Origin of the sequence: Luteipulveratus mongoliensis, assembly GCF_001190945.1 — a bacterium.
GTDB lineage: Bacteria > Actinomycetota > Actinomycetes > Actinomycetales > Dermatophilaceae > Luteipulveratus > Luteipulveratus mongoliensis.
Map to the genome: position 1 here is coordinate 2,546,361 of NZ_CP011112.1, position 24,981 is coordinate 2,571,341.

24 protein-coding genes are annotated in these 24,981 nt (G+C 68.1%); 15 read left to right on the forward strand and 9 right to left on the reverse strand.

The features are described from left to right. Nucleotides 1–2 precede the first annotated feature (2 nt). Nucleotides 3–1,985, reverse strand: a complete 1,983-nt coding sequence (locus VV02_RS12195) for a thioredoxin domain-containing protein (RefSeq protein WP_052591802.1) — start codon at nt 1,983–1,985, stop codon at nt 3–5. Nucleotides 1,986–2,019: 34 nt separating this feature from the next. After that, nucleotides 2,020–2,742 carry a transporter substrate-binding domain-containing protein gene (locus tag VV02_RS12200; protein WP_052591803.1) on the reverse strand — a complete coding sequence of 241 codons (723 nt, stop codon included), beginning with the start codon at nt 2,740–2,742 and terminating at the stop codon, nt 2,020–2,022. A gap of 87 nt (nt 2,743–2,829) precedes the next feature. Between VV02_RS12200 and VV02_RS12205 the strand changes: the two genes are divergently transcribed. Beyond that, complete coding sequence (locus tag VV02_RS12205) at nt 2,830–3,012, forward strand: hypothetical protein (RefSeq protein ID WP_169787678.1); 183 nt, start codon at nt 2,830–2,832, stop codon at nt 3,010–3,012. A 43-nt stretch (nt 3,013–3,055) separates the two neighbouring features. Here the strand turns inward: VV02_RS12205 and VV02_RS12210 are convergent, their stop codons facing one another. After that, nucleotides 3,056–4,270 (reverse strand): glycoside hydrolase 5 family protein, encoded by a 1,215-nt coding sequence (locus VV02_RS12210; RefSeq protein ID WP_052591805.1) that lies wholly within the window; start codon nt 4,268–4,270, stop codon nt 3,056–3,058. Nucleotides 4,271–4,321: 51 nt separating this feature from the next. Next, nucleotides 4,322–5,335 (reverse strand): LacI family DNA-binding transcriptional regulator, encoded by a 1,014-nt coding sequence (locus VV02_RS12215; RefSeq protein WP_052591806.1) that lies wholly within the window; start codon nt 5,333–5,335, stop codon nt 4,322–4,324. A 187-nt stretch (nt 5,336–5,522) separates the two neighbouring features. Between VV02_RS12215 and VV02_RS12220 the strand changes: the two genes are divergently transcribed. The 3 genes from VV02_RS12220 to VV02_RS12230 are packed head-to-tail and all read left to right on the forward strand — an operon-like array spanning nt 5,523 to nt 8,514. Beyond that, nucleotides 5,523–6,818 (forward strand): ABC transporter substrate-binding protein, encoded by a 1,296-nt coding sequence (locus VV02_RS12220; protein WP_218917404.1) that lies wholly within the window; start codon nt 5,523–5,525, stop codon nt 6,816–6,818. Further along, nucleotides 6,815–7,690 (forward strand): carbohydrate ABC transporter permease, encoded by an 876-nt coding sequence (locus tag VV02_RS12225; protein WP_052591807.1) that lies wholly within the window; start codon nt 6,815–6,817, stop codon nt 7,688–7,690. Before VV02_RS12220 ends, VV02_RS12225 begins: the two co-directional genes overlap by 4 nt. Further along, entirely contained in the window at nt 7,687–8,514 is an 828-nt protein-coding gene (locus VV02_RS12230) for a carbohydrate ABC transporter permease (protein WP_052591808.1), read from the forward strand. The genes VV02_RS12225 and VV02_RS12230 overlap by 4 nt, the downstream gene beginning before the upstream one ends. A 19-nt stretch (nt 8,515–8,533) precedes the next feature. Here VV02_RS12230 and VV02_RS12235 read toward each other — a convergent pair whose 3' ends face one another. From VV02_RS12235 to VV02_RS12245, 3 genes are all read right to left on the reverse strand, one after another. Continuing rightward, nucleotides 8,534–11,560: an alpha-mannosidase gene (locus VV02_RS12235; RefSeq protein ID WP_052591809.1), complete on the reverse strand. Its 3,027-nt coding sequence runs from the start codon at nt 11,558–11,560 to the stop codon at nt 8,534–8,536. Between the two features lie 38 nt (nt 11,561–11,598). After that, nucleotides 11,599–13,833 carry an endo-beta-N-acetylglucosaminidase gene (locus tag VV02_RS12240; protein ID WP_052591810.1) on the reverse strand — a complete coding sequence of 745 codons (2,235 nt, stop codon included), beginning with the start codon at nt 13,831–13,833 and terminating at the stop codon, nt 11,599–11,601. Nucleotides 13,834–13,954: 121 nt separating this feature from the next. After that, nucleotides 13,955–14,509, reverse strand: a complete 555-nt coding sequence (locus VV02_RS12245) for a GNAT family N-acetyltransferase (protein ID WP_052591811.1) — start codon at nt 14,507–14,509, stop codon at nt 13,955–13,957. Between the two features lie 34 nt (nt 14,510–14,543). Between VV02_RS12245 and VV02_RS12250 the strand changes: the two genes are divergently transcribed. Genes VV02_RS12250 through VV02_RS27340 form a run of 3 tightly spaced genes read left to right on the forward strand, consistent with a single transcriptional unit; the run spans nt 14,544 to nt 15,633 of the window. Further along, nucleotides 14,544–15,041, forward strand: a complete 498-nt coding sequence (locus tag VV02_RS12250; RefSeq protein ID WP_052591812.1) for an HIT family protein — start codon at nt 14,544–14,546, stop codon at nt 15,039–15,041. Between the two features lie 28 nt (nt 15,042–15,069). Beyond that, nucleotides 15,070–15,480 (forward strand): hypothetical protein, encoded by a 411-nt coding sequence (locus VV02_RS12255; protein ID WP_052591813.1) that lies wholly within the window; start codon nt 15,070–15,072, stop codon nt 15,478–15,480. A 27-nt stretch (nt 15,481–15,507) separates the two neighbouring features. Further along, nucleotides 15,508–15,633, forward strand: coding sequence for a hypothetical protein (locus VV02_RS27340; RefSeq protein ID WP_281177301.1), 126 nt, complete (start codon nt 15,508–15,510; stop codon nt 15,631–15,633). A gap of 36 nt (nt 15,634–15,669) precedes the next feature. Here VV02_RS27340 and VV02_RS12260 read toward each other — a convergent pair whose 3' ends face one another. Together VV02_RS12260 and VV02_RS12265 are read right to left on the reverse strand one after the other, a co-directional pair. Beyond that, nucleotides 15,670–16,611, reverse strand: coding sequence for an aminoglycoside phosphotransferase family protein (locus tag VV02_RS12260; RefSeq protein ID WP_052591814.1), 942 nt, complete (start codon nt 16,609–16,611; stop codon nt 15,670–15,672). After that, nucleotides 16,608–17,501, reverse strand: a complete 894-nt coding sequence (locus VV02_RS12265; RefSeq protein WP_052591815.1) for a DUF4439 domain-containing protein — start codon at nt 17,499–17,501, stop codon at nt 16,608–16,610. Before VV02_RS12265 ends, VV02_RS12260 begins: the two co-directional genes overlap by 4 nt. A gap of 128 nt (nt 17,502–17,629) precedes the next feature. Here VV02_RS12265 and VV02_RS12270 point away from each other — a divergent pair, with 128 nt between their 5' ends. The 8 genes from VV02_RS12270 to VV02_RS12305 all read left to right on the forward strand — a co-directional run bounded on the left by VV02_RS12270 (nt 17,630) and on the right by VV02_RS12305 (nt 24,813). After that, complete coding sequence (locus VV02_RS12270) at nt 17,630–19,312, forward strand: nitrite/sulfite reductase (RefSeq protein WP_179945359.1); 1,683 nt, start codon at nt 17,630–17,632, stop codon at nt 19,310–19,312. Continuing rightward, nucleotides 19,309–19,998, forward strand: a complete 690-nt coding sequence (locus VV02_RS12275) for a phosphoadenylyl-sulfate reductase (RefSeq protein WP_052591816.1) — start codon at nt 19,309–19,311, stop codon at nt 19,996–19,998. Before VV02_RS12270 ends, VV02_RS12275 begins: the two co-directional genes overlap by 4 nt. Then, a complete protein-coding gene (gene cysC, locus VV02_RS12280; protein ID WP_052591817.1) occupies nt 19,995–20,534 on the forward strand; it encodes an adenylyl-sulfate kinase in 540 nt (179 codons plus the stop codon). Before VV02_RS12275 ends, cysC begins: the two co-directional genes overlap by 4 nt. After that, nucleotides 20,531–21,457, forward strand: a complete 927-nt coding sequence (cysD, locus tag VV02_RS12285; RefSeq protein WP_052591818.1) for a sulfate adenylyltransferase subunit CysD — start codon at nt 20,531–20,533, stop codon at nt 21,455–21,457. Before cysC ends, cysD begins: the two co-directional genes overlap by 4 nt. Continuing rightward, nucleotides 21,457–22,779, forward strand: coding sequence for a sulfate adenylyltransferase subunit 1 (locus VV02_RS12290; RefSeq protein WP_083450114.1), 1,323 nt, complete (start codon nt 21,457–21,459; stop codon nt 22,777–22,779). Before cysD ends, VV02_RS12290 begins: the two co-directional genes overlap by 1 nt. Nucleotides 22,780–22,887: 108 nt before the next feature. Then, on the forward strand, nt 22,888–23,451 hold the full coding sequence (gene rimP, locus VV02_RS12295; protein ID WP_052591819.1) for a ribosome maturation factor RimP: 564 nt from the start codon (nt 22,888–22,890) through the stop codon (nt 23,449–23,451). Then, on the forward strand, nt 23,451–24,482 hold the full coding sequence (gene nusA / locus VV02_RS12300; protein WP_052591820.1) for a transcription termination factor NusA: 1,032 nt from the start codon (nt 23,451–23,453) through the stop codon (nt 24,480–24,482). The genes rimP and nusA overlap by 1 nt, the downstream gene beginning before the upstream one ends. A gap of 13 nt (nt 24,483–24,495) precedes the next feature. Beyond that, entirely contained in the window at nt 24,496–24,813 is a 318-nt protein-coding gene (locus VV02_RS12305; protein WP_052591821.1) for a YlxR family protein, read from the forward strand. The last annotated feature ends 168 nt before the right edge of the window (nt 24,814–24,981 follow it).

Consider the following 24,981-nt stretch of genomic DNA (forward strand, 5'->3'; position numbering starts at 1 on the left):
CTTTAGCCCGTGATTCTGACGCCGAGCGTCCGGATCACGTCTTCGACGTCCGTGGTCGGAGCGTCACAGACGAAGCCACGGCAGACGTACGCCGTCGGCCGACCCTCCCGTGCCTCTCGCCCTGCCATGAGAGGTACGCCGCCCGCACTCTCGCCGGACGCGCGCACCAGGCCGGGGGACGGGCTCAGCCAGGATGCGCGGACCAGAGCGTCGTCGGCGGTCGGCGCGGCCACGGCGACCTGCAGCGGGCCCGCGAGCAGAGCCTCGGCCCCTGCGAGGGACCACCCGCCGAATCGAGGATCGCGCCGCACGACCCCGGCACTTGCAGCAACAGCGCGCTCGGCGGCCTCTCGGTAGCGCTGCTCACCGGTGAGGGCAGCGGCACTGACCAGGGCCATGGCGAGCGCGCTCTGGCCGGCCGGCTCGGCGTTGTCGCCGGGGTTGCGCGGCCGGGTGAAGAGCGGCTCGGCATCAGCGGCCGTGTCGAAGAAGCCGCCGTCGTCGGTCGAGAACACGTCCAGCGCGGTGTCGAGGAGTCCGGTGGCTGCCTCCAGCCAGCGCGAGTCGCTGTCGACCTGGTGCAGCAGGAGCAGACCTTCGGCGAGGTTGCCGTAGTCGTCCGCGACGCCGACGCTCGCACTGACCGCGCCGTCGAGCGACGCCCGGCGCAGCCGTCCGTCGCGCAGATGGGCCGCCAGGACGTGGTCGGCGCAGGTCCGAGCCGCAGCCACCAGGTCCGGGCGCTGCAGCAGCATGCCGACATCGACGAGGCCGGCGATGGCGATGCCGTTCCAGGACGTGACGACCTTGTCGTCCCGCGCCGGCTGTGGGCGTGCGTCCCGGGCGATCAGCAGCCTCCGACGTATGCCGTCCCACCACTGCGCGTCGTCAGGGTCCGTCTGCAGCTGGAGGGTCGACGCGCCATGCTCGAAGGTGCCGGTGGGCGTGACGGAGAGGAGCTCTGCTGCCCTCTGCCCGTCCTCGTCCCCGAGCACGTCGACGAGCTGATCCGGCGTCCATGCGTAGGTCGCGCCCTCGACCCCGTCGGTGTCTGCATCCAGTGCGGATGCCAGTCCGCCCTGATCAGTGGTGAGGCGTCGAAGCACGAAATCCGCTGTCTCAGAAGCGATTCGGCGCGCCAGTGCCGAACCGGTCAGGCGCCACAGGTGCGCATAGACCCGCATGAGCTGGGCGTTGTCGTAGAGCATCTTCTCGAAGTGGGGGACCGTCCACGACCGGTCGACGCTGTAGCGCGCGAACCCGCCGTCGAGCTGGTCGTACATACCGCTGCAAGCCATGGCGTCGCAGGTCTCCTGCGCCATCCGCAGGGCGCTCTCGTCACCGGTCCGGGCGTTGTGGCGGATCAGGAACTCGAGGACCATCGAGGGTGGAAACTTCGGAGCGCCGCCGAATCCGCCGTACTGCCAGTCGAACTCGCGTTGCAGCCGGGTGACGGCGTCGCTGAGCGCGGCATCGTCGTACGCCTGGGATGTGGTGGGTGCGGCGGCCTCTCGAAGGCGGCTCACGATGTGGTTGCCACTCGCGAGGACGTCGTCGCGGCGCTCCTGCCAGGTCGTTCCGGCCATGTCGAGCAAGCGCAGGAGCTGTGGTTTCGGCAGGTAGGTCCCGGCGAAGAACGGCTCGCCGGCCGGCGTGAGCAGGCAGGTCATCGGCCAGCCGCCCTGCCCGGTGAGCGCCACCGTTGCCTGCATGTAGACCGCATCGATGTCGGGGCGCTCCTCACGGTCGACCTTGACCGCGACGTAGGACGCGTTGATCGCCTCGGCCACCTGAGCGTCCTCGAAGGACTCGTGGGCCATCACATGACACCAGTGGCACGCCGCGTAGCCCACCGACAGCAGGATCGGCACGTCTCGCCGCCGCGCCTCGGCGAACGCCCCGTCGCCCCACTCCCGCCAGTCCACGGGGTTGTCGGCGTGCTGGCGCAGGTAGGGGCTGAGGCTGTGCTCGAGTCGGTTCGCCACGACCCCACGCTAGGCGCCTTGAGGGCGACCAGGTCTAGGCGGGCGGCGCGACCTGGGTGTCGCCCTGGCCGGCGCGCTGCAGCGACTCAGCCACGAAGCCGTTGGCCTTCAGTTCCTCGACCGTCGAGGCCAGGAACGCGATCGTCTCGTCCGAGCGGTTCTTGGTCGTCGCGACGGCCTGCTGGATCTGCATGAACCTCTCGTCGATCAGCCGTAGGCCGGGGTGCGCCTGCGCGTACGCCGTCACCGGCTGGCGGATGCCGGCGCCCGCCTCGAGACCCTGCGCCTCGAAGACGTCGACGCCCTCGTCTCCGCGGACCAGCTCGGCGTGCTCGACGGTGCGGGTCAGGTAGAGGTCGTACGCCGAGCCGTTCTTGACCCCGATCCGTACGCCCTCCCGGTCGACGTCCGTGACGGCCCGGAGCTCAGAGTCCTCCGGAACGACGAAGACGCCCTCGATGACGACGTACGGGGCGGTGAACGCGACCTGCTCCGCGCGCGCCGGCTCGATCGCCAGGAAGCCGATGTCGGCGTTGCCGGAGGTCAGCGTCTCGAAGGACTTACGTGCCGCGTCGAAGCAGATCAGCTCGACCGGCACTCCGAGGCGAGCGCCCAGCTCGCGTGCGAGATCGACGGTGATGCCTGCCGGCTCGTCCGGAGTGCCTTGTGCGAGAACGGGGTTGCCCAGATTGATGGACGCACGGAGCGTGCCTGTCGGTGCGAGGTCGTCGACGATGGCGGCAGGTACGGAAGTCATGGGACTCAGCCTAAGGACGGATGTGTCCCCGCGATCGACCGCCATACGTTGGCGTCGTCAGGCACGTCATGAAGCGGAGGTATGTCGATGGGTCTCTTCAAGAAGCTGCACGAGCGGTCGCAGGCCAAGATCGAGAAAGCGCGTCAGGAGGGCTACACGAAGGCCCTGCAGAGCGGTGCGTCGGAGGAGGAGGCGCGTGCCGAGGGGGACAAGGCGGCCCGTCGTCAGAAGCGCCGTCAGGCCGCGATCATGGGCGCGGTCAACTCCTGACCGGCCACCCGCAGGCGTCGGCCGATGCCTGCGGTCACGGACTTCAGCCGTCCGCAGCGACGGCACCCGAGGTGGCGGGTAGCACGATCCGAGCAGGCGTGATCTGGCTCGCCTCCACCCAGGCGCGATGGAACGCACTCCCCGGTGCGACAGCAGCGCGGTCCTCGGGCGAGGCGACGATGTCGGCGGGCGCTGTGATGGTGCGCGGACTCGGGGACGGTGCCTGAGTCCGCGCCTGCCGCACGGCATCCCGTAGCGCGTACGCGATGGGCTTGGCGACGTGGTCCACGGTCACCAGGCCCAGGTCGTACTCCCGCTCGGGGAAGTCCGGCTGACCGCGGTCGATGTCGTGCGAGCACCACCACGTGATGGCCGTCAGCTCCGGCAGCTGGGTCACGGCCTCGACAGTGCGCTCCACGAAAACCTCGGCATCACCGACGGGCACGTCCGGGCTCGGAGCACCGATCTCTTGCAACCACACCCCTCGTCCCGGGTCCTCGGCGCAGGCGCTGGCGAGCGCGCACAGGTAGGCGGCGTGGGAGACGGTTGCCGGGCCGAGAGGTCCGTCGAGTCGTGAGGTGCCGTTGAAGATCCACGAGTGCACGCTGGTGACGTCGCCGAGCGCTGTCGCGTCGCCGGGCCCGAAGGGATGGCCGGGGGAGTAGAACGCGTCGTCGAACATGGAGTAGACGACCTGTACGCCAGGCGCCGCTGTGCGGATCGTCCCCACCATCTCGGCCGCCCAGTCGCGGCTGGTCGCCAGAGTGGTCGAGCTCGCCGGCCACAGGTTGTTGACCTCGTTGCCGACGGTGATCGCGAAGACGTTGGGCTCCGCAGCGACGGCTGCCGAGAGGACGTCCACGTAGGTCTTCAGGCCCTCGCGGACGCGAGCATCCTCGAACACGCTGCCCTGGTGCCAGGTGAGGGCCCACGACGGCAGGAAGTCAAAGCTCGACAGGTGGCCTTGGATGAGGTCCACGCAGACGTCCAGGCCGAGCTCAGCCGCCACCCTGATGACGGAGACGACGTCGCGGACGGCGCTCCGGCGCAGGTGTCCGCGTCCTGGTTGAATCCATGGCCACACCGGGAAGATCCGGACGTGGTCCATGCCGAGCGCCGCCAGGTCATGAAGATCGCGACGCACGTCGTCCAGATCGAGGTCCAGCCAGCTGTAGAACCAGCCGCGCGACGGCACGTAGTTGGCGCCGAGTCGGAGTGGGCTGTTCACGGCAGTGGGGTGTGGTGTCGGATCGCTCATGATGAAGCGAGCCTAGAACGGTTTAGCAACGAGGCAAAGAGACGGTGCCGTTCACCGAAGTGGGGCGGTGCTCTCGCGTACGACGAGCTGAGGGGCCGCGGCAGTCGTACGAACGACCTCGCCCGGGTTCTTGATCGTCTCGACGAGGGTCGCCGCGACCTGCTCGCCAAGCGCGAAGGTGTCGCGAGAGAGCGCGGTGATGGCCGGGTGCATGAGACGGACGAGGACGGAGTCGTCGAACGACACGATCGACACGTCAGCAGGCACTTCCGCACCCATCTCCATCGCGACCGCGAGGCCTGCCACGGCCATGATGTCGCTGTCGAACACCAGGGCGGTCGGCGTGGGGGATGAGGACAGGGCCGCTCTCGTCGCTGCGGCCCCTTCGGTGTCCGAGAAGTCCGTGGTCGTGGTCGTCACCTGCAGGTCGAGCGCCTTGGCGGCCGTGCGCAGAGCGCTGCTGCGCGCTCTGGTGTGGCGCAGGTGAGCCATGCCGGCGATGTGATGGATGCGGGTGTGGCCGATGGCCGCGAGGTAGTCGACGATGCGGCGCATGGCTGCCTTGTCATCTGCGGACACCGTCGAAATCGCCTGTCCCTTAAGGGGATCCCCGAGTACCACCGCTGGCAGGCCGAGGCGCATGACCTCGGCGATGCGCGGGTCGGAAGCCTGGATGTCCATCAGCACGACGCCGTCGACCCGGTGCTCGGCCGACCAACCTCGATAGACCTCGATCTCGGTCGCGGTGTCCTCGACGACCAGCAGCTGGAGGCCGATGCCTCCTGCCGAGAGGCCAGCCTGCAAGCCCGAGACGATCTGGGCGAAGAAGGGCTCGACGCCCAGGGTGCGAGCCGGGCGGGCCGATACCAGTCCGACCAGCTGCGCGCTCGAGCGACCGAGTGCGCGCGCCGCGCTGTGCGGCCGCCACTGCATGCGCTCAGCGACCTGGAGTATGCGTGCCCGGGTCTCCTCGCTGACTCCAGGCCGACCGTTGAGCGCAAAGGAGACGGCGCCCTTGGAGACGCCTGCCTCGCGCGCGATGTCGGCAATGGTCAGTCGGGCCAAGGTGGTACCTCCTGCTGAGCGAGCGTGCGGCACTCGCATCCGTGACGTGTTTTGTCCATCGTCGCAGGACCCAGTCTGAGCGAATCCCTTGACAGCGATTCTGGTGCCCGAGATAGTCGCATACTAGACCGGTTTTGTTACTGCCGCGTTCGCCTGAATCAGGCTGGTGCTCGAGGAGGAGTTCCCGGTGTTGAGCCGTCACAAAGTCGCCGTCGTCGGCGCGGTCGTCTGCACGTTCACTGCCGCAGGATGCGGGGTGGGCGAGGGCAGCGGTGACAGCACCACGGCCGCTCAGCAGTCCGTCTCCGCCCCGGCGAAGCTCGCCGGCACCATCACCTTTCAGACGTGGTCCCTGAAGAACGACAAGTTCACCCCGTACTTCACCCAGCTCATCGCTGCCTTCGAGAAGTCGCACGCAGGCACCAAGATCAACTGGATCGATCAGCCGGGCGACGGATACGCCGACAAGGTGGCCAGTCAGATCAAGAGCGGCAGCCTGCCGGACGTGGTCAATCTGCCGCCCGAGATCGCCTACCAGGCCACGCGCCCGGGCGCCCTGCTCAATCTGGCCAAGAGCGTGCCCACGCTCTCCACGGACTACGTGGCCAGCGGCATCGGGGCCTACACCTACCCGGGAGTGGACGGCAGCTACGCCTTCCCGTGGTATCTCGGCACCGACGTCAACTACTGGAACAAGGACATCCTGGGCAAGGCCGGCGTCTCGACGACAGCGCTGCCCACGACCAACGATCAGCTGATGGCAGCAGCCAAGAAGGTGCACGACGCGACCGGCGGCCGGGACTACCTGATCAGCCGCAAGCCAGGGCTGCTCGACTTCGTTGCCGCCGGCGTACCCCTCTCGTCCGCCGACGGCAAGAAGTTCGCCTTCAACACCCCGGCGGCAGCCGGTGTGGTGGACAAGTACGTGAGTGCGTACAAGTCCGGCTACATGCCCAAGGACGCGCTGAGTGACACCTACCTCGGCAACTCGGCGCTGTTCGAGAAGTCCCGGGTCGGCTGGACGACTGGGACCGGGTTCTTCATCAAGGATCTCCAGGGCAAGAGCCCGACCCTGGCGCCCAAGGTCATCGGCTCGCCCGTGATCGGCACGCCACCGCTCTATGCGCAGGGCATCAGCGTCGCGGCCAAGAGCAAGAACCTGCCGCTCGCGCTGGAGTTCGCGAAGTTCGCGACCAACAACACCAACCAGCTGGCATTCACCGACATCGCCACCGGCTTCCTGCCCGGCACGACTGCGGCACAGACTGATCCGCGGTTCAGCAAGAGCGACGGGACCGCAGCTGGCAACGCCGCCGTCCTCGCTGCGAAGGCACTGCCGCAGGCCAAGGTCATCCAGCCGCCGACCTGGACCGAAGCCATGTCGACGTATCTCAATCAGCAGCTGGCCCTCGCTCTGACCGGCAAGCAGTCGTCAAAGGATGCGCTGGACAAGGCGGTCAGCAAGGCCAACTCGCTGCTGTGAGGTCACATCGCTGGTTCACCCCGTGGTTGATGGTGCTGCCGGCCCTGGCGTGGCTGGCGGTCTTCAGCCTGTGGCCGGCGATCAACACGCTGCTGCTGTCGTTCACCAATGTGCGGACGCTGTCCGGTGGCAAGGTCGTCGGTCTCGAGAACTACCGCGCGATGTGGGAGGACGACCAGCTGCGCGACGCACTCGTCAACACGGTCATCTACATGCTGGTGTGTGTGCCGCTGCTGACCGTGCTGCCGCTGCTGCTGGCGATGCTGGTCGAGAAGCCGATACGCGGCCTGGCGATCTTCCGGACGGTGCTCTACTTCCCGGTCATTGCCTCCGCGGTCGTTGTCGCGGTGATCTGGCAGTGGATGCTCGACGAGCGCGGCGTGGTCAACGGTCTCCTGCAGCAGGCCAACCTTGTCCATGAGGCTGTGCCGTTCCTGACCGGGCGCTGGTTGCTGCTGTTCTCCGCGATCACGCTGACCGTGTGGAAGGGCCTGGGCTACTACATGATCTTGTACCTGTCCGCTCTGGGGAATGTCGACCCGACCTTGCACGAGGCCGCCCAGGTCGATGGCGCCGGCGCTTTCCGGCGGTTCTGGAGCATCACGATCCCCGGGGTCCGAGGCACGATGACGCTGGTCTCGATCCTGATCGCGGTGTCCGCGATGCGCATCTTCACCGAGCTCTACATCCTCGGCGGTACGACGGGAGGCGTTGGCGGACAAGACGTCTCGGTCGTCATGCTGATCCAGAGCTCGGTTGCTGGCGCGGATGGCCGACTCGGCTACGGCGCCGCCCTCTCGGTCCTGCTGTTCGTGATCGCGGTGATCCCCATGGCTGCACTCGCTCGGATCAACAAGAAGGCCTCGGCATGAGCCGGCGCAGGTGGACGACCGTCGGACGCTATGCGCTGTTGCTGGTCGTCACGGCCATCAGCATCGGGCCGATGCTGTGGGAGCTGAGCACCTCACTGAAGTCCAAGACCGAGGACATCTTTGCCGCGAACCCCAGCTTCGCCCCTGCGGACCCCACGTTCTCCAACTACGGCGAGGTGACCAGAGCCGTCCCGGTGGTGCACTTCGCCGGCAACTCGTTGATCGTGGCTGCCCTGGTCGTCGTCGGCAACCTGATCGGTGCGACGCTCGGCGGATTTGCGTTGGCACGCTTGGACTTTCGCGGTCGTCGTCTCGTCTTCGCGCTGTTCTTGACGACGTTGTTGCTGCCGGGCGAGGTGACGATCATCAGCCAGTTCCAGACGATCACCAGGCTCGGTCTGGGAGACACCCTGCTCGGCGTCGCCCTGCCGGCCATGATCGGTCCGATCAATGTGCTGCTGATGCGCAACGCGTTCCAGGCCATTCCCGACGAGGTCGAGCAGGCGGCGATCGTCGACGGCGCTAACGCCTGGCAGCGACTGCGCTACATCGGTGTGCCGAGCGTCATCGGGACCTTGTCGATCGTGACGATCCTGGCGTTCATCGGCGCCTGGGACGACTTCTTGTGGCCGCTGATCGTGCTGCAGGACCCCGACAAACTGACGCTGACCGTCGGACTGGCTTATCTGCAAGGCGCATTCGACACCGACCCACGCGTCGTGGCCGCCGGAGCGATGATCGCGCTGATCCCGATCCTGATCGTCTTTGCCGCGCTCCAGCGCTTCTTCTTCCGCGGTGTCGGCGAGGGCGCGATCAAGGGCTGATTGGGGATCTCTCGCCTCGTCAGCGGCGGGAGAAACGCAGGGTTGCGATCTGGAATGGCCTCAGCTGCAACGAGATTCGGCCTTCATCTGTCGTGAGCCCGTCTGGCTCGATCTGGTCCTCGAGCAGGTTCGTCTGGCGGACCTGTGCGAACTCGAAGTCGGGCTCGACCTCGACCGACGTGCGCGCGCCGTACGGCTCATAGAGGCGTACGACGACGTCACCACTCCCGTCCTCGGCGAGCTTGACGGCCTCGACCGCCGCCTCACCTTGGCCGGTCAGCCGGAGCACGGGCTCGAAAGCCCTTCCTGTCAGGCGCCGTTCGGGCAGGTTGACGTCGTAGCCGGCCCGCACGGCGTCTGCGATGTCGGGCGCCACGGCGACCGAATAGTGCAGCGTGTGCTGACCCTGGTCGGTCGCGGGATCGGGGAAGCGCGGTGCGCGCAGCAGCGACAGGCGTACGACCGAGAACGTCGCGCCGTCGTCGCCCGCGTGCCGGGTGACGTCGTGGCCGTAGGTCGAGGAGTTGGCGACCGCGACCCCGAAGCCGCGCTCGGCGACGTGGACGAAACGATGGGCGCACACCTCGAAACGGGCCTCGTCCCAGCTGGTGTTCTGATGGGTCGGACGCACGAGGTGACCGAACTGGGTCTCGAAGGCGGCCCGATCGGTGTGCACGTCAATGGGGACCGACAGCTTGAGGATCTTCTCGCGCTCGTGCCAGTCGACCTCGACCGTGCCGTTCAGCTGCCGGGCGCCGGGGCGCAGGATGAACGTCTGGACAGCGGTGCTCTCCGCGAACGTCCGCCGAACCACCACCGCCGCGGAGCCGTCAGGACGCTCCTCGACATCGAGCGCATCCAGGTCGACGAGATCCGCAACGGTGTTGCGGTAGAACGCATCCACATCCCAGGCATCCCACATGTTGGGGAAGTCCGGATGGAGCTGGAGCAGCCCAGCCACCTGGCCCGGCGGCACGGTGTCACGTCCGGTCTCCAGGTCGACCACGCTGGTCACCAGTCCGCGCGCGTCGAGTCGCACCCGCACCACGTCGTTGTCCAGGACGACCGAGTCGTCCTCGCGCGTAACCCGCACGGGTGGCACGTCGTGTCGCGGGCCGGCTCCCAGCGCCGGCGTCCCGCTGCGTGAGTAAGGGGAGGCATTGACCATGACCTCGCCCGCGCTGGCGTCGGGCGCGGCCGTCAGAAGAGCGAGCCGGTCGTCGATCAGAGCCTCGAGCTCGGCGGCAACGGCGTCGTACTGCTCGGCCGCCTCGCGATGCACCCAGGCGATCGAGCTGCCGGGCAGGATGTCGTGGAACTGCTGGAGCAGCACGGTTTTCCAGCAGCGACGCAACGCCTCGGACGGGTACGGCGCGAGGTCCCGCACGGCCGCAGTCGTCGCCCAGAGCTCGGCCTCGCGCAGCAGGTGCTCGCACCGCCGGTTGCCCTGCTTGGTCTTCGCCTGCGAGGTGTACGTCCCGCGGTGCAGCTCGAGATAGAGCTCGCCGACCCAGACCGGTGGGTTCGGGTACGCCTTCTCCGCTCGTTCGAAGAACGCGGCCGGTGTCTCGATCGTCACCTTGGGCGAGCCCTGCAGGTCGGTCGTACGCCGAGCGCGCTGCAGCATCTCCCGGGTGGGGCCACCGCCTCCGTCGCCCCAGCCGAACGGTGCGAGCGAGAGGTTCGTGGCGCCCTTGTCGCGGAAGTTGCTTGCCGCGTGGGCCAGCTCGCGGCCCGAGAGGTCGGAGTTGTAGGTGTCAATCGGCGGGAAGTGCGTGAAGACGCGGGTGCCGTCGATGCCCTCCCAGCTGAAGGTGTGGTGAGGGAACACGTTCTGCTGGTTCCAGGAGATCTTCTGCGTCAGAAAGTGGGTGCACCCTGCCTGCTTGACGATCTGGGGCAGGGCCGCCGAGTAGCCGAAAGAGTCTGGCAGCCATACCTGTTCGCAGGTGATGCCGAATTTCTCGCGGAAGTAGCCCTGGCCCATGACGAACTGGCGGGCCATGGCTTCGCCGCCGACCATGTTGGTGTCGGACTCCACCCACATGCCACCTGTGGGCACGAGCCGTCCGGTCTTCACCTGGTCGGCCAGCTTCGCGAAGACCTCGGGGCGGTGCTCCTCGATCCACTCGTACTGCTGTGCCGAGGACATCGCAAAGACGAGATCGTCGTGCTCGTCCATCAGGTTGGTCACGTTGGAGACCGTCCTGGCCACCTTGCGTACGGTCTCGCGGGTCGGCCACAACCAGGCCGAGTCGATGTGCGCGTGACCGACCGCCGAGACGTGGTGACTGCCTTCATCGGCACGTCGCTGCAGGAGTGGTGCGAGCTGTGCTCGGACGGCTGCTGCAGTCCCGGCGACATCCTGCAGATCGAGGGTGTCCAGTCCCCGTTCGAGGCCGTACATCAGCTCAGATCGCCAGCCGTCACTCTCGGGCAGCGACAGCATCAGCCCGTTGAGTACGTCGATGTCGGCCACCAGCTCCCAGACCTCGTGGTCGATGACGCAGACATCCGCCCGGGCCAGACGATAGAGAGGTTCGTCCCCGGCCGTCGTCTTCTCCCCGAGAGTCGTGGGCAGGAACGGGTGGACCTCGAGGATGAGCGGGTTGGCGGCGGCCTCGACGTACAGGTCGACGGCACCGTCCGTCGTACGCCACGGCACCCAGGTGTTGCGGGGATTGAGGCCCTTCACCACCGAGCCGTTCGGCCGGTAGACCAAGCCCTCGGACTGGAAGCCGGGGGAGTGGTCAGCCCAACCGAGGTCGATGACCAACTCGAGGTGCGCCGACTCAGCCACCGAGGGGACGTCGCCGCGCAGACGGAACCACGTCGTACCCCAAGCTGGACCCCACCGGTCGCCGACGGCGAACGGCTCGTAGTCAGCCGCGAAAGCTGTTGCAGGAGAGACGGGTTCGCCCTGGCCGCCATCTACGTGCCAGGCCGTGACGTCGAGCTCGGCGACGGTCCGGTGAACGGCAGGCTTGATGCGTTCGGTGAGTACTCGGTCGATGCGCTTCTCGATGAGGGACCGGCGGTCATGCACGTTGAGATCTCCAGGACTGTGGGGTGAGAAGGGCACCGCTACGGCTGCACGGTAGCCGTAGCGGTGGTCGCCGGGCCGCGCTGGTAGACCGCACCGATAGGCACCAGCTGGAACCTGCGATGCGCGCCCGTGCTCGGGAAGGTGTCGAGGGCGAAGAGCGCGTCGCTGTCGACGCGGCCGAGCCACTTCCAGGACGGCCCCACCTCCTGGAGCACGTCGTACGCACGCACCGACGGGTCGTCATCCCATGCGAACGCCGCCTCGACGCGGTCGTCGACCCGCGCCAGGTGGGTGACCCGAAATCCGGTCGGCCGGTCGGGCCGCTGCGGTGGAGTGTCCGAGGCGATCAGAGTGAGATTGCCGAGGTTGAGGCCGAAAGAGGCGACGCGCGGAGCGCGCACCCTCATCGCCACCGCCGCGACGGTGCGGTCCGCTGCTGGCACCCTCCCGTGCACGGTGACCCAGCCGTGCGTCGTGCGGGTTGGTTCCAGTGCGCTCCAGATCGTGAGCCGCGGATCGTCCGCGTAGGTGATGCCGATGTCGTACTGATAGCCGGGGTGATCGGGTCGTACGACGAAGGAGACGTCGAGGCCATGTCGAGCAGGAAGGGCCGTCTTGTAGAGCCGTAGCTCCACGGAGCCGGCGTTGCCTGTGCTGCCCTGGACCCGGATCGAGGCAGCGCCCTCCCAGACGCGCGTCTCGTCGAGCGTCACCGAGGACGATGCGCCCCGACGGTCGATGTTCCAGTACTGCCACGTCGGGAGTACGTCGGCGCACCCGATGTTGTTCCAGGGGCGGTCGCTCATCTGCTGGCCGCCGATGGTGAACGACGGGCCGACACCGATGTCGAAGTTGCTGGAGAAGGGCAAGGACCCGACGACCGACTTCTCGACGATCGTGTGCGCGACACCGTCCCAGTGCGCTGGGTTGTGGATGTCCGTACGACCAGCCGGTTGGGTCGCGCTGGTCTTGCCGCTCAGAGCGGGATTGCCCTTCGGCCCGACCCAGTACTGCTGCTCCCAGCGCCGAGCGTGCGCACGTCCCTTCGGGGTGAAGGTCACGTCGTTGTTGAACTCGCTGTTCCACATCTCGTTGGGCACGAACAGCGCCCAGGATGTCGGTGCGGTCGTCGTGGTGTTGGCCAGGTCGGAGAACCGCTCGCGAGGGTTGAAGCCACCCTGCTGTGCCTCCGTGGTGGCGAATACCGTCTGGAGCGGGTCGAACCCGGCCTTCACCGCCGTGCGACGAGAGATCGCGAGGTCGGAGTCCGCGCGCGGCCAGTCGTAGTTCATCCAGATCGAGTCGACCAAGGTCTCCTGGGGTGTGCCCAACCAGACGGCGTTCACCTCGTCGACGCGGTTGCGGTACTCCACCTTGCCGGTCTTGGCGTTGAACGAGTCATACCAGCACAGGTAGTAGTCGGGATCCTTCGCCTTGAGGTAGCGCACGAACTCCTTGAGTCGCGCCGCGAGCTCGGCGTCGGAGTACGGCGACGGCTGGCCCGCGGACGGCTCGCCCTCCTGGTTGATGAACATGCCGTCGTACCCGAAGAACTGTCGGATCTCGATGAGCTTGTCGGCGACGGGGAAGCTGCCGTCTGCGCGCTGCTGGACCAGTGCAGCGAACTGGTCTGCGTCGCCGCGTGGCCAGAACCAGCAGCCCAGGACCTTCACACCGTTGCGGTGCCCGTGCGCGATCCATGCCGGGTTGGGGATCTCGACCACGCCGTACTTCAGCGGGGGACCGCCGTCCTGCTGCGAGGCGATCACGTCCTCCTGGGTGAACCGTTTCAGGATCTGTCCGTGCCAGCTCGCCCAGTAGTCGAGGTAGCTCCAGTAGCGGTGCGTGTAGACGAACGACTCGTCTCCGTACGCGCGAGCGCGCAGGTCGGCGCTGCTGCCGCGGTAGTCGCCGTCGAGGGTCAGCAGCTGCGTGCCCGGATCGAGGTCGGGGTGGGCCTGGGTGGGGCGGAAGGTCGGGATGCGGGGTGCGAGCGGGACGCGGCCCCGGAAGTACCGCGCACTCGGATCGGTCTTGGGATCAAAGGCGAGCAGATCGCCACTGATGTAGCCGAAGGTGGACGGTCCTGGAGGGATGCGTTGGACGACCTGAGTGTGATCGGTCGGGTAGCCCGGGTCAGGCGTCGCAGCCGTGGCACGGGCAATGTGGAGGCCCGGTGCGGTGGTTGCGGCCGCGCTGGCGGCTGCGAACCGCAGCACGGTGCGGCGACTCGGTGCTGGTCGGCGGCCGTCGTGGTCCATACCGTTGGACATCGTCGATTCCTCCCTGCAGGCGGTGGACCAGTTCATGGCCCGGGAGAGAGATTAACCGCTTTAGTCGCTGGGCGGCAGGACACCGCAGACATTCATGTCGAGAAGATCCCGCTGTGTACGGCTAGGCGAACCAACGCTCGCGCGTGAGGCGGTAGAGCATGTGTTGCGAGAGTCGATGACCGGGTTCGAGACGCGGGTGGTCGAAGTCTTCGGTCTCGTTGCGCACCATGCCGATTCGCTGCATCACGGCTTGCGACCGCGTGTTCGTTGCTGCCGTGAACGACACGATCTCGTCGAGCTTCGCGACGGTGAATCCGTACCGGAGCGCGGCTCGCGCCGCCTCGGTTGCGTAGCCGTGACCCCACGCGTTGCGGGCGAGTCGCCACCCGACCTCGACCGCAGGTGTGAAGTGAGCCTCGAACGACGGCCTGCTGAGTCCCGTGAAGCCGATGAACTCCCCGGTGTCCTTGACCTCGACCGCCCATAAACCCCAACCATTTTCGCTGATGTGGGTACGCACTCGGTCGGCCAGAGCGTCACTCTCCTCCCTGGTCATCGGTGCCGGGAAGTGCTCCATCACTTCATCGTCGGCGTTGAGCGCCGCGAACGGTTCGAGGTCGGCGTCGCGCCACGGCCGCATGGTCAGGCGCTCGGTCTCGATCGTGGTCGGCGTCACCGGCGCAGCCTACCGAGCGCGTAGCGTCCGACCCGTGTGGAATCACGAGCCGGACCGCTACGACTGCCCGTTCTGTCGCCTGCTGCGCGGCGCGTACGACGAGCGCAATGCCGCGACGGACATCGTGCTGCGTGAAGGCGGCGCGACCGCACGCATTGCGCCGAAGTGGTGGCCCGCCAACGAAGGCGCCGTGCTCGTCATCCCCGATTCCCACGTCGAGAACCTCTACGACATCAGTCCAGAAGAGGGTCACGCGGTCTGGGACATGACCCGACGAGTCGCGATCGCGATGCGCAATTCCTATGATTGCCAAGGCATCTCGACTCGTCAGCACAATGAGCCGGCGGGCAACCAGGACGTGTGGCACCTGCACGTTCACGTCTTCCCGAGGTACGTGGGCGACAATCTCTACGGACGCCACGACGAAGTGCGGTGGGCGTCCATAGGTGAGCGGGCGTCGTACGCCGCCCGCCTCCGGGCAGCGCTCGAGGCACCCAGCAGCGGGCGCCCTGTGGATAACTTCGGAGGCTGATCTCCGACTCGCTCCATGATCAACGCCCATGACAACTTCTCTGCGCGACTGCGTGATCAAGACCGAGGTCGACCTCCTGGAGCTCTGGGAGGGCTTGATGGGCGAGGGAGGCTTCAGCCAGCGCAGCCTTTGGCTGATCTTCCTCGATCGCGAGGGGCGACCGACGCCGCTCATCGTCCCGATCGACGAGCTTCCCGACGAGCCCGACCCCGATGACGTAGCGCGCATCGCCCGTCTCATCGAGCACGCGCGCGAGGAGGTGAAGGTCGAGTCGGTGCCGATGCTGCTCTCGCGGCCCGGGCCGACGTGGATGCAGGACGGCGACCGGCGCTGGGCGGCAGCCCTCACCGAGGCGTTCGCCGGTCAGCAGCCTCAGTGGCCCATCCATCTGGCGACAACTGATCACGTGCAGGTCTTCGCACCAGACGACCTCGTCTGATGTGGCGTGGGAGGTGATAATTGGCGCATGGCGCGAGAGAGTCTGCCGGAGGACGAGATCGATGCGACGTACGCCGCTTACGACGCACATCCGTTGGCCGAGCCTGACGAGTGGGGCGACCTCGAGACGTTCCGAGCCGTGGCTGGCCAGTGACCGGCACCCCACAACGGGGTGCGGTTGAGCACGACCTCAGTCCTGCATCGCCTTGCAGACCGTCACCATGTGCGAGATCCAGTCCCGATCGGCATCATCAGGACGCTCGTTCTCCCAGACGGCGTTGAGCGCGCATCTCGCGAACGTCCAGTCGCGCGCCAGCTCCTCGCTGAATCCGCCTGCCTCGCAAGCGATCTCGAGACGTCGGCGCAGGTGGTTGCGGGCTGAAGGAGCGGCGATGGCTTCCTCGAGGCGGTTCCACATCAACGGCGCGATCGCGAACTCCGGCACCCCCGCGACAGGCTTGGGGTCGATCGCCAGCCAAGGGGCGCGATCACCGGCGAGCACGTTTTCGTCATGCAGGTCGGAGTTCACGAGCCGGGCATCGATGTCGTCGGCCGACCCGAGCTCGCGGAAGATGGCTGCCGCGCGCTCGGCCATCCGTCGGGGGAGTGCCCGAGGACCCTCGACACGCATCCGCTCGGCCCACCGTGTGCACTCCGTCGACAGGGTGACGAGCTGAGGAAACGCCGGTCGATCCAGATGGTGGAGCAGGTCGCCAATCACCCGGTTGGACTCGTCGACGTCCACATCGGCCAACGGACGCTCCGGGTCCAGCGCCTCCAGCAGCATCGCCCACCGTGACGGATCGGCCGCGACGAGGCGTACGGCTCCGTCGCCGTCCCACGCGCGCAACGCGAGATGCTCATGCGCCGCCTCCGGGTGCGGCCAGGTGACCTTCAGCATCACCGAGTCGCCGTCGTGCCGGCATGGGATGACCACGGCGCACATGCCGTGCAGCACCGCGCCGGTGGGCTCAAGGTCCCACTCGCTCGCGCACTCGCTCACCAGTCGGGGGAGGTCGCGCAGCCAGTCCGTGCCCTCGACTCCGCCCTCGGGCTCATGGCCGCTGACCATGCGCCGGAACTTCGCCGGGATGAAGCGGTCGACGTCGTTCAGGTCGGGCAGCTCGGTCATGCCGTCAGTCCCGGAAAGGCCGTCGGCGCAACGCCCCAGGTCCAGGACAAGGCGATCGCTGTCGACCACACGTCGAGCAGACCGCTGAGATCTGCCGGCCGACCTCGTACGCCGGCCGCCTGGCCCGCCGCTGTCGTCACCATCGCGGTGAGCAGCTCTTGGGCGAGCCTGCTCCGGGAGGATGCGTCGGTGATGGCGAACGGCAGCTGGTAGGTCAGCTGGGCCGGGGGAGCCGCCGCGCCGGCGGCAGCCTCGAGGCTGGATCGAGCGGCGTACAGCTGCTTGAGCGTGGCGCGCACCGGCTTGCGCTCCTTGCTCGGTGTCCTGGCCGCGATCATCTCGAACCCGTAGACCGCGGGGCGTACGGCTGCCAGCAGGGAGACCGCGAGGGCGCTCGGCATCCGGGCGGCCGGCCAGACCGGCGCCTGTCCGAGCGACTGCCCGGCGGCGCCGCGGGAGGCGAGCACTGCGGCCAGCATCGGGACGTAGGTAGTGCTCGCCCGAGCGATGTCGGCGACTCTTGCGCCCGGCGCGAATGCGACCTCCGCGGAGCCGAGCACCGGTGTGGCCGGTGAGGTGGTGGTCGGTGCGGTGATGCCCAGCCCGGCGACCACGGCGGCGAGCCGGTCGGCCTGCGCCTGATGCATGGCGGCGAGGCGCGCGCCCTCGCCGGGGGTGGCCTCCGCCGCCGTGTGCAGTCGACGCAGATCTGCCAGCGTGGCCAGGAGCACGGGCTGATCAGGGGGCGGGTCCGGGGTCTTGAGGCCCGGGATGTCCGGTGCGTCCCGCTCGAGCCGGACGCTGCAGCCTCCGAGGAACGCGGCTCCGGTCAGTCCGAGAACGCCGGCGACGACAGCTCTGCGCGTCGTCCCCCGACCTCCCTCTGCCACGGAGGGATCATGCCACGCGCGTCCGGGTCCGGCGCCTGAGACAAAGGTCCCCATCATTTGACGTTATGTGCCAGAAAATGGATGGTTATTGTCTGGCATCTGTCTGACGCCCAAGGAGGGCACCTGCTGTGACGACTGTGGCACGTCCCCCCAAGCCCGGCCGTTCGCGCGACGACAAGGTCGAGGGCCAGTGGGCGCTGGGACACCGCGAGCCGCTGAACCCCAATGAGGCGTTCAAGCAGGAGGACGACGGGCTCAACGTCCGGCAGCGGATCGAGGACGTCTACTCCAAGGAAGGCTTCGCCTCGATCACGTCCGAGGACCTGCGCGGCCGGATGCGCTGGTGGGGCCTTTACACCCAGCGTCGTCCCGGGATCGATGGCGGACGGACGGCCAGCCTGGAGCCTGAAGAGCTCGAGGACGAGTACTTCATGATGCGGGTCCGCAGCGACGGCGGAGCCCTGTCCGTCGAGCAGCTGCGCGTCGTCGCCGAGATCTCGCGCGAGTTCGCTCGCGACACCGCTGACATCTCCGACCGGCAGAACATTCAGTACCACTGGATCCGCATCGAGGACGTGCCCGAGATCTGGCGCCGCCTCGAGGCGGTCGGCCTGTCGACGACCGAGGCCTGCGGTGACTGCCCGCGTGTGGTCCTCGGCTCGCCCGTGGCCGGCGTCAGCACTGATGAGGTGCTCGATGGCACCCCGGCGATCGAGGAGATCAAGCGGCGCTACATCGGCGACCAGTCGATCTCCAACCTGCCGCGCAAGTTCAAGACGGCCATCTCCTGGCTGCCGGACACAGCACCTGAGATCAACGACGTGACGTTCGTCGGGGTCGAGCACCCTGACCACGGGCCCGGTTTCGACGTCCTCGTCGGCGGCGGCCTGTCCACCAACCCGCACCTCGCCGTCCGGCTGGGCACCTTCGTCCCGCTCGAGGAAGTGCCCGAGGTCTGGTACGGCGTCGTGTCGATCTTCCGTGACTACGGCTACCGCCGGCTGCGGCACCGTGCTCGCCTGAAGTTCCTCGTCAAGGACTGGGGCGCCGAGAAGTTCCGCGACGTCCTGGAGACCGAGTACCTTAAGCGGCCCCTGCTTGACGGTCCGGCCGCACCGGTGCCCTCGCGGCCCGTCGACCACGTCGGCATCTTCGAGCAGCAGGACGGTCGCCGCTACGTCGGCCTCGCGCCGGTCGCCGGACGTGTGAGCGGTACGACGCTCGCGGCCGTCGCGGACGCGGCTGAGGCCGCGGGGTCGGGGAGAGTCCGGCTCACGCCGTACCAAAAGCTCGTCGTCCTTGACGTCGACCCGGACCAGGTCGACACCCTCGTCGAGACGCTCGCGCCCCTCGGCCTGGTGGCCAGGGCATCGACCTGGCGGCGGTCAGTGATGGCGTGCACCGGCATCGAGTACTGCAAGCTCGCGATCGTCGAGACCAAGCAGCTCGCGCATGACCTGGTGACCGACCTCGAGGCCCGGCTGGCCGACCTCGAGCTGGACCGCCCGATCTCGGTGCACATCAACGGCTGCCCTAACTCCTGCGCCCGGATCCAGGTGGCCGACATCGGCCTCAAGGGTCAGATCGTCACGGACGCGGACGGCGAGCAGGTCGAAGGCTTCCAGGTGCACCTGGGCGGCGGGCTCGGCCTCGACGCCGGCTTCGGGCGCAAGCTGCGCTCGCACAAGGTCACCTCTGCCGAGCTCAGCGACTACGTCGTTCGCGTGGCTCGCAACTACCAGGCCGGCCACACCAAGGGCGAGAGGTTCGCCGAGTGGGCGATGCGTGCTGACGAGGAGGCGCTGCGATGACCGTCGCGACCGATCTGCGCGGGCTGGCCCAGCAGGGTGCCGCCGAGCTCGAGGGCGCGACCGCCGAGGACGTGCTGCGTTGGGCGGACCGTCACCTCGACCGTGTCGCCGTCGCCGCATCCATGCAGGACACGGTGCTGGTCCACCTGGCCTCGCGTGTGATCCCCGGCATCGACGTGCTCTTCCTCGACACCGGCTACCACTTCCCGGAGACGCTGCAGACGCGTGACCAGGTCGCGCGGACCTACGACGTGACCTTGCGCAACCTGACCGCCCGCCAGACGGTCGCTGAGCAGGACGAGACCTACGGGGCCAAGCTGCACGACCGAGACCCCGACCTCTGCTGCTCGCTTCGCAAGACACACCCGTTGGACGAGGCGATCGACACCTACGACGGCTGGGCGACCGGCTTGCGCCGGGCAGAGTCGGCGACGCGCGCCAACACTCCGGTCGTCGCCTTCGACGAGCGTCGCGAGAAGATCAAGCTTGCGCCGCTTGCGCTGTGGACCGACGAGCAGGTCGAGGCCTACATCGACGAGCACGACGTGATCATGAATCCGCTTCTGTCGCAGGGCTTTCCGTCGATCGGTTGTGCGCCGTGCACGCGTCGCGTGCTCGCTGGTGAGGACGCTCGCGCGGGTCGTTGGTCGGGCAACGACAAGACTGAGTGCGGGATCCACCTGTGACCACGGTCTGGCTGACCGGGCTCTCCGGTGCGGGCAAGACGACGGTCGCAGAGGCGCTCGCGGAGCGGCTGCGCTCCGAGGGCCGGTCGGTCGAGGTGCTGGACGGCGACGAGCTGCGCACGAATCTGTCTGCGGGGCTTGGCTTCTCGCGTGAGGACCGCAGCACGCACGTACGCCGGGTCGGCTTCGTCGCCGAGCTGTTGTCGCGTCACGGCGTCGTGTCTCTGGTGCCCGTCATCGCGCCGTACGCCGACGCCCGCCATGACGTACGCGCTCACCATGACAAGCACGACACGTCCTACCTCGAGGTGCACGTCGCGACCCCGTTGGCCGAGTGCGCGCGCCGCGACGTCAAGGGGCTGTACGCCAAGGCTGAGTCCGGCGAGCTGACCGGCCTGACTGGTGTCGACGACCCCTACGAAGCGCCCGAGGAGCCGGACCTGCGGCTGGACACGACAGGCATCGACCTGAGCACCGCCGTGGACCACGTCCATCAGCTGCTGACCGCAACGACCACAGAGGAGGCGGCGTCATGACTGCCACGACTGACGCGCCCGACGTCACTGGACTCAGCCCGACGCTGGCTGACCTGGAGGCCGAGGCGATCGAGATCATCCGCGAGGTGGTCGCCGAGTTCGACCGTCCCGCACTGCTTTTCAGCGGCGGCAAGGACTCGGCGGTACTGCTGCACCTCGCGCGCAAGGCAGTCTGGCCGGCGCCGCTGCCGATCACGCTGCTGCACGTCGACACCGGTCACAACCTGCCGGAGGTGCTGCGCTTCCGCGACCAGGTTGTTGCCGATGGCAACCTGCGCATCGAGGTTGCTCACGTCGAGGAGTGGATCGCCGACGGGCGTCTCAAGGAGCGCCCCGATGGCACCCGCAACCCGTTGCAGACCGTGCCGCTGCTGGACACCATCGCTGCGCAGAAGTTCGACGCCCTCCTCGGTGGTGCGCGCCGCGACGAGGACCGCGCCCGGGCCAAGGAGCGCATCTTCTCGGTGCGCGACGCGTTCGGCGGCTGGGACCCGCGCCGTCAGCGTCCTGAGCTGTGGAACATCTACAACGGTCGTCACGCACCGGGGGAGCACACGCGCGTCTTCCCGATCTCCAACTGGACCGAGCTCGACATCTGGGCCTACATCGAGGCCGAGAACGTCCCGCTGCCCGACATCTACTACGCCCACGAGCGTGACGTGTTCCTGCGCGACGGCATGCTGCTGACGCCGGGTCCCTGGGGCGGCCCTCGCGACGGCGAGACCCTCGAGCGCAAGACCGTCCGCTACCGCACGGTCGGCGACGGCTCCTGCACCGGCGCCGTGGAGAGCGACGCGAGTGACGTACGGACCGTGATCGCCGAGATCACCGTCAGCCGACTGACCGAGCGTGGCGCGACCCGAGCCGATGACCGGCTCTCCGAGGCTGCCATGGAAGACCGCAAGCGAGAGGGCTACTTCTGATGACGGTGCTCACCGAGAGGCCGGCGCCCACGCCGGACGAGAACGCCCCCGCCGCTGCGGGCCAGCTGCGCTTGGTCGTTGCCGGGTCGGTCGATGACGGCAAGTCCACCCTGGTGGGCCGGTTGCTGCACGACACCAAGTCGATCCTGGCCGACCAGTACGACGCGCTTGAGCACGTCAGCCGTAACCGCGGTGCTGATGGTTTCGACCTGGCACTGCTGACCGATGGCCTGCGCGCCGAGCGTGAGCAGGGCATCACGATCGATGTCGCCTACCGCTACTTCGCGACGCCGCGGCGCTCGTTCGTCCTGGCTGACACGCCCGGGCACGTCCAGTACACCCGCAACACGGTGACCGGTGCGTCCACGGCAGATGCCGCGGTGATCCTGGTCGATGTCCGCAACGGCGTCTCGGTCCAGACTCGTCGGCACGCTGCGGTGATGTCCCTGTTGCGCGTCCCGCACGTGGTGTTCGCGGTCAACAAGATGGACGCTGTCGAGTGGGACCAAGCACGGTTCGATGAGGTCGTGGCCGATGTGCGACGGGTGGCCAAGCGGGTCGGTCTGGACCAGATCGAGGTCGTGCCCGTGTCGGCGCTGACCGGCGAGGGTGTCGCGGCACCGGGCCCGGACTGGGTCGAGGGGCCGACGCTGCTCAGCCTGCTCGAGCAGCTGCCGGCGCGCCGGTCGTTGACCGATGAGGCGCTGCGGTTCGCGGTGCAGCTGGTGCTGCGCCCGCGTACCGATGACCACCCGGACTACCGGGGACTCGCAGGACGGGTCGGCTCCGGGACGGTCCGGGTCGGGGACGAGGTCGTGGCGCAACCGAGCGGTCTGCGCTCGACCGTGGCCGCGATCGACGGCCCGCGAGGCGAGCAGGCCGAGGCGACGGCGGGCCAGTCGGTCACGTTGCGTCTGGCCGACGAGCTCGACGTGGCTCGCGGTGAGGTGCTCTCCAGCGCGCAGGACCAGGCCGGTGTCGTCCGCGTCATCGAGGGCGTCCTGTGCTGGCTGAGCGAGGACGCCGGGCGCGACCGGCAGCGGGTTCTGGTCAAGGTCGGTACTCGCGTCACTCGCGGGCTCATCGGCCCGGTCGAGGAGCGTTGGCACGTCGATGACCAGCGCTGGGACCGCGATGCCGCTCCACTGGAACTCAACGACATCGGTCGCGTCACCATCCAGCTCGCCGACCCGGTCGCTGTGGACGGCTACGCCCAGCACCGCCACACCGGCGGATTCCTCGTCATCGACCCCGACTCGGGAGTGACCCTGGCCGCGGGTATGGCCGGCGGCCACCTCGGTGAGCCGCAGCTGATGATCTGAGGCGCGCTCCGGCGTACTCCGGTCGTTCGGGACGTCGCCCGTTCTCCGTTAGAGTTTCGGTGCGGGTGCGCGTTCGCGCCTGCGTACAACTCGAGAACAGGGCTGACGATGAGCGCGACGGCACGGGCCGAGCAGGTCCATGGCGACGTGGCCTCGGCGGTCGAGCCGCTGGGGCTCCTCGTCGAGGACGTCGCGGTGACACCCGCGGGCAAACGACGCCTCGTGCGTGTCCTCGTGGACCGTGAGGTGACTCCGCTGCTGTCCGGTGACGACACGACCAGCCCGGTGGAGCCCCTCAGCCTGGACGAGGTCGCCGATGCGACCCGAGCCGTCAGCGATGCGCTCGACGCGTCGGACGTCATGGGCGATCAGCCCTACGTGCTCGAGGTCAGCTCACCAGGCACCGACCGCCCGCTGGCCGAGCCCCGGCACTTCCGACGCAACGTCGGTCGTCTCGTGGAGCTCACACCGACCGAGGGCGAGTCCCTCACAGGCCGCATCACCGCCGCGACCGACCGCGAGGTGACGTTGGAGGTGCCAGGACCCAAGGGGCGCCCCGGCACCACGCACACCGTGGCCTATGCCGACTGCGCCCAGGCCCGGGTCCAGGTCGAGTTCAACCGCGCTTCCGGGGCGACCGAGACGGCCCCCGACGACGAGAAGGACAGCTGATGGACATCGATATGGCGGCGCTGCGCGCGCTGGAGCGTGAGCGTGAGATCCCCATGGATGTCATCGTGCCGGCGATTGAGCAGGCGCTCTTGACGGCCTACCACCGCGAGGAGGGCACCTACCGCGCCGCGCGCGTCGAGCTCGACCGCAAGACCGGTCACGTCGTGGTGTGGGCCCGCGAGGACGGCGAGGTCGACGACGAGGGCATCCGCGGCGAGGCGGGGCCGGAGTTCGACGACACCCCGACCGGCTTCGGCCGTGTTGCTGCGTCGACGGCCAGGCAGGTCATCGTGCAGCGCATGCGCGACCTGGAGGACGAGGCGATCCTGGGCGATTTCCGCGGCCGGGAGGGCGACATCGTCGCTGGTGTGATCCAGCAGTCCAGCGACCCGCGTGTGGTGCGCGTCGACTTCGGCACGGTGGAGGGCATCCTCCCGTCGGCCGAGCAGGTGCCGGGGGAGAAGTACGTCCACGGCGAGCGGCTGCGCTGCTACGTCGTGAGTGTGAAGCGCGGTCCCAAGGGTCCGCAGATCGGCCTGTCGCGTACGCACCCCAACCTCGTCCGCAAGCTGTTCGCCCTAGAGGTCCCCGAGATTGCGGACGGGACCGTCCAGATCGCGGCCCTGGCGCGTGAGGCGGGGCACCGCACCAAGATCGCGGTGCACTCCAAGACGCCGGGCGTCAACGCCAAGGGCGCCTGCATCGGCCCCATGGGTAGCCGCGTGCGCGCGGTGATGACCGAGCTGCACGGCGAGAAGATCGACATCGTCGACTACTCAGAGGACCCGTCCGAGTTCGTGGCGGCGGCGCTGTCGCCCTCCCGGGTCCAGTCGGTCGAGGTCACCGACCCCAAGGCCCGGGCGGCCCGGGTCACGGTCCCCGACTTCCAGCTGAGCCTGGCCATTGGCAAGGAAGGCCAGAATGCGCGGCTGGCGGCCAAGCTGACCGGTTGGCGCATCGACATCCGGCCGGACACCCAGGACACCGCTCCTGCGGGCGCTGCTAAGGCACCCGTGGACGGCGACGCCTGAGCTTCGGGCTAGAATGGCTGAGACCGGTCACTTGCATGCCGTCCGGCAGCCCCCATTGCACGCCTCGCGGCGCACCTGTGTGGGCTGTCGCCGGAGAGATGACCGATCAGCACTGCTACGAGTGGTTGCCCTCGTGGTCGAGGGGTCCGCGGCTCACGCCGTCGCGGTGGTCCCCGACACCCGTGAGCGGCTGCCGGGCCGAGGGGCCTGGTTGCATCCCACGGCTGACTGCCTCGCAGAGGCGGATCGGCGCCGAGCCTTCGGTCGAGCGTTGCGTGTCAACGCCGCGCTGGACCTGAGTCGGCTCAGGGAATGGATCGAGCAGCAGTGATGTACGAAGGACACGCCTTGGCGACCGACGTCGAGGCAGACCGTAGGAAAGCGGGTTTGACGCTGATGAGCACCCGATGAGTACTCAGCAATGAGCACCCAGTACTGACGGTCTGTGCTGCCCGGCAAGATGCCGGCCCGGCCCGGACCGTCACGATTCCAGTTGAGG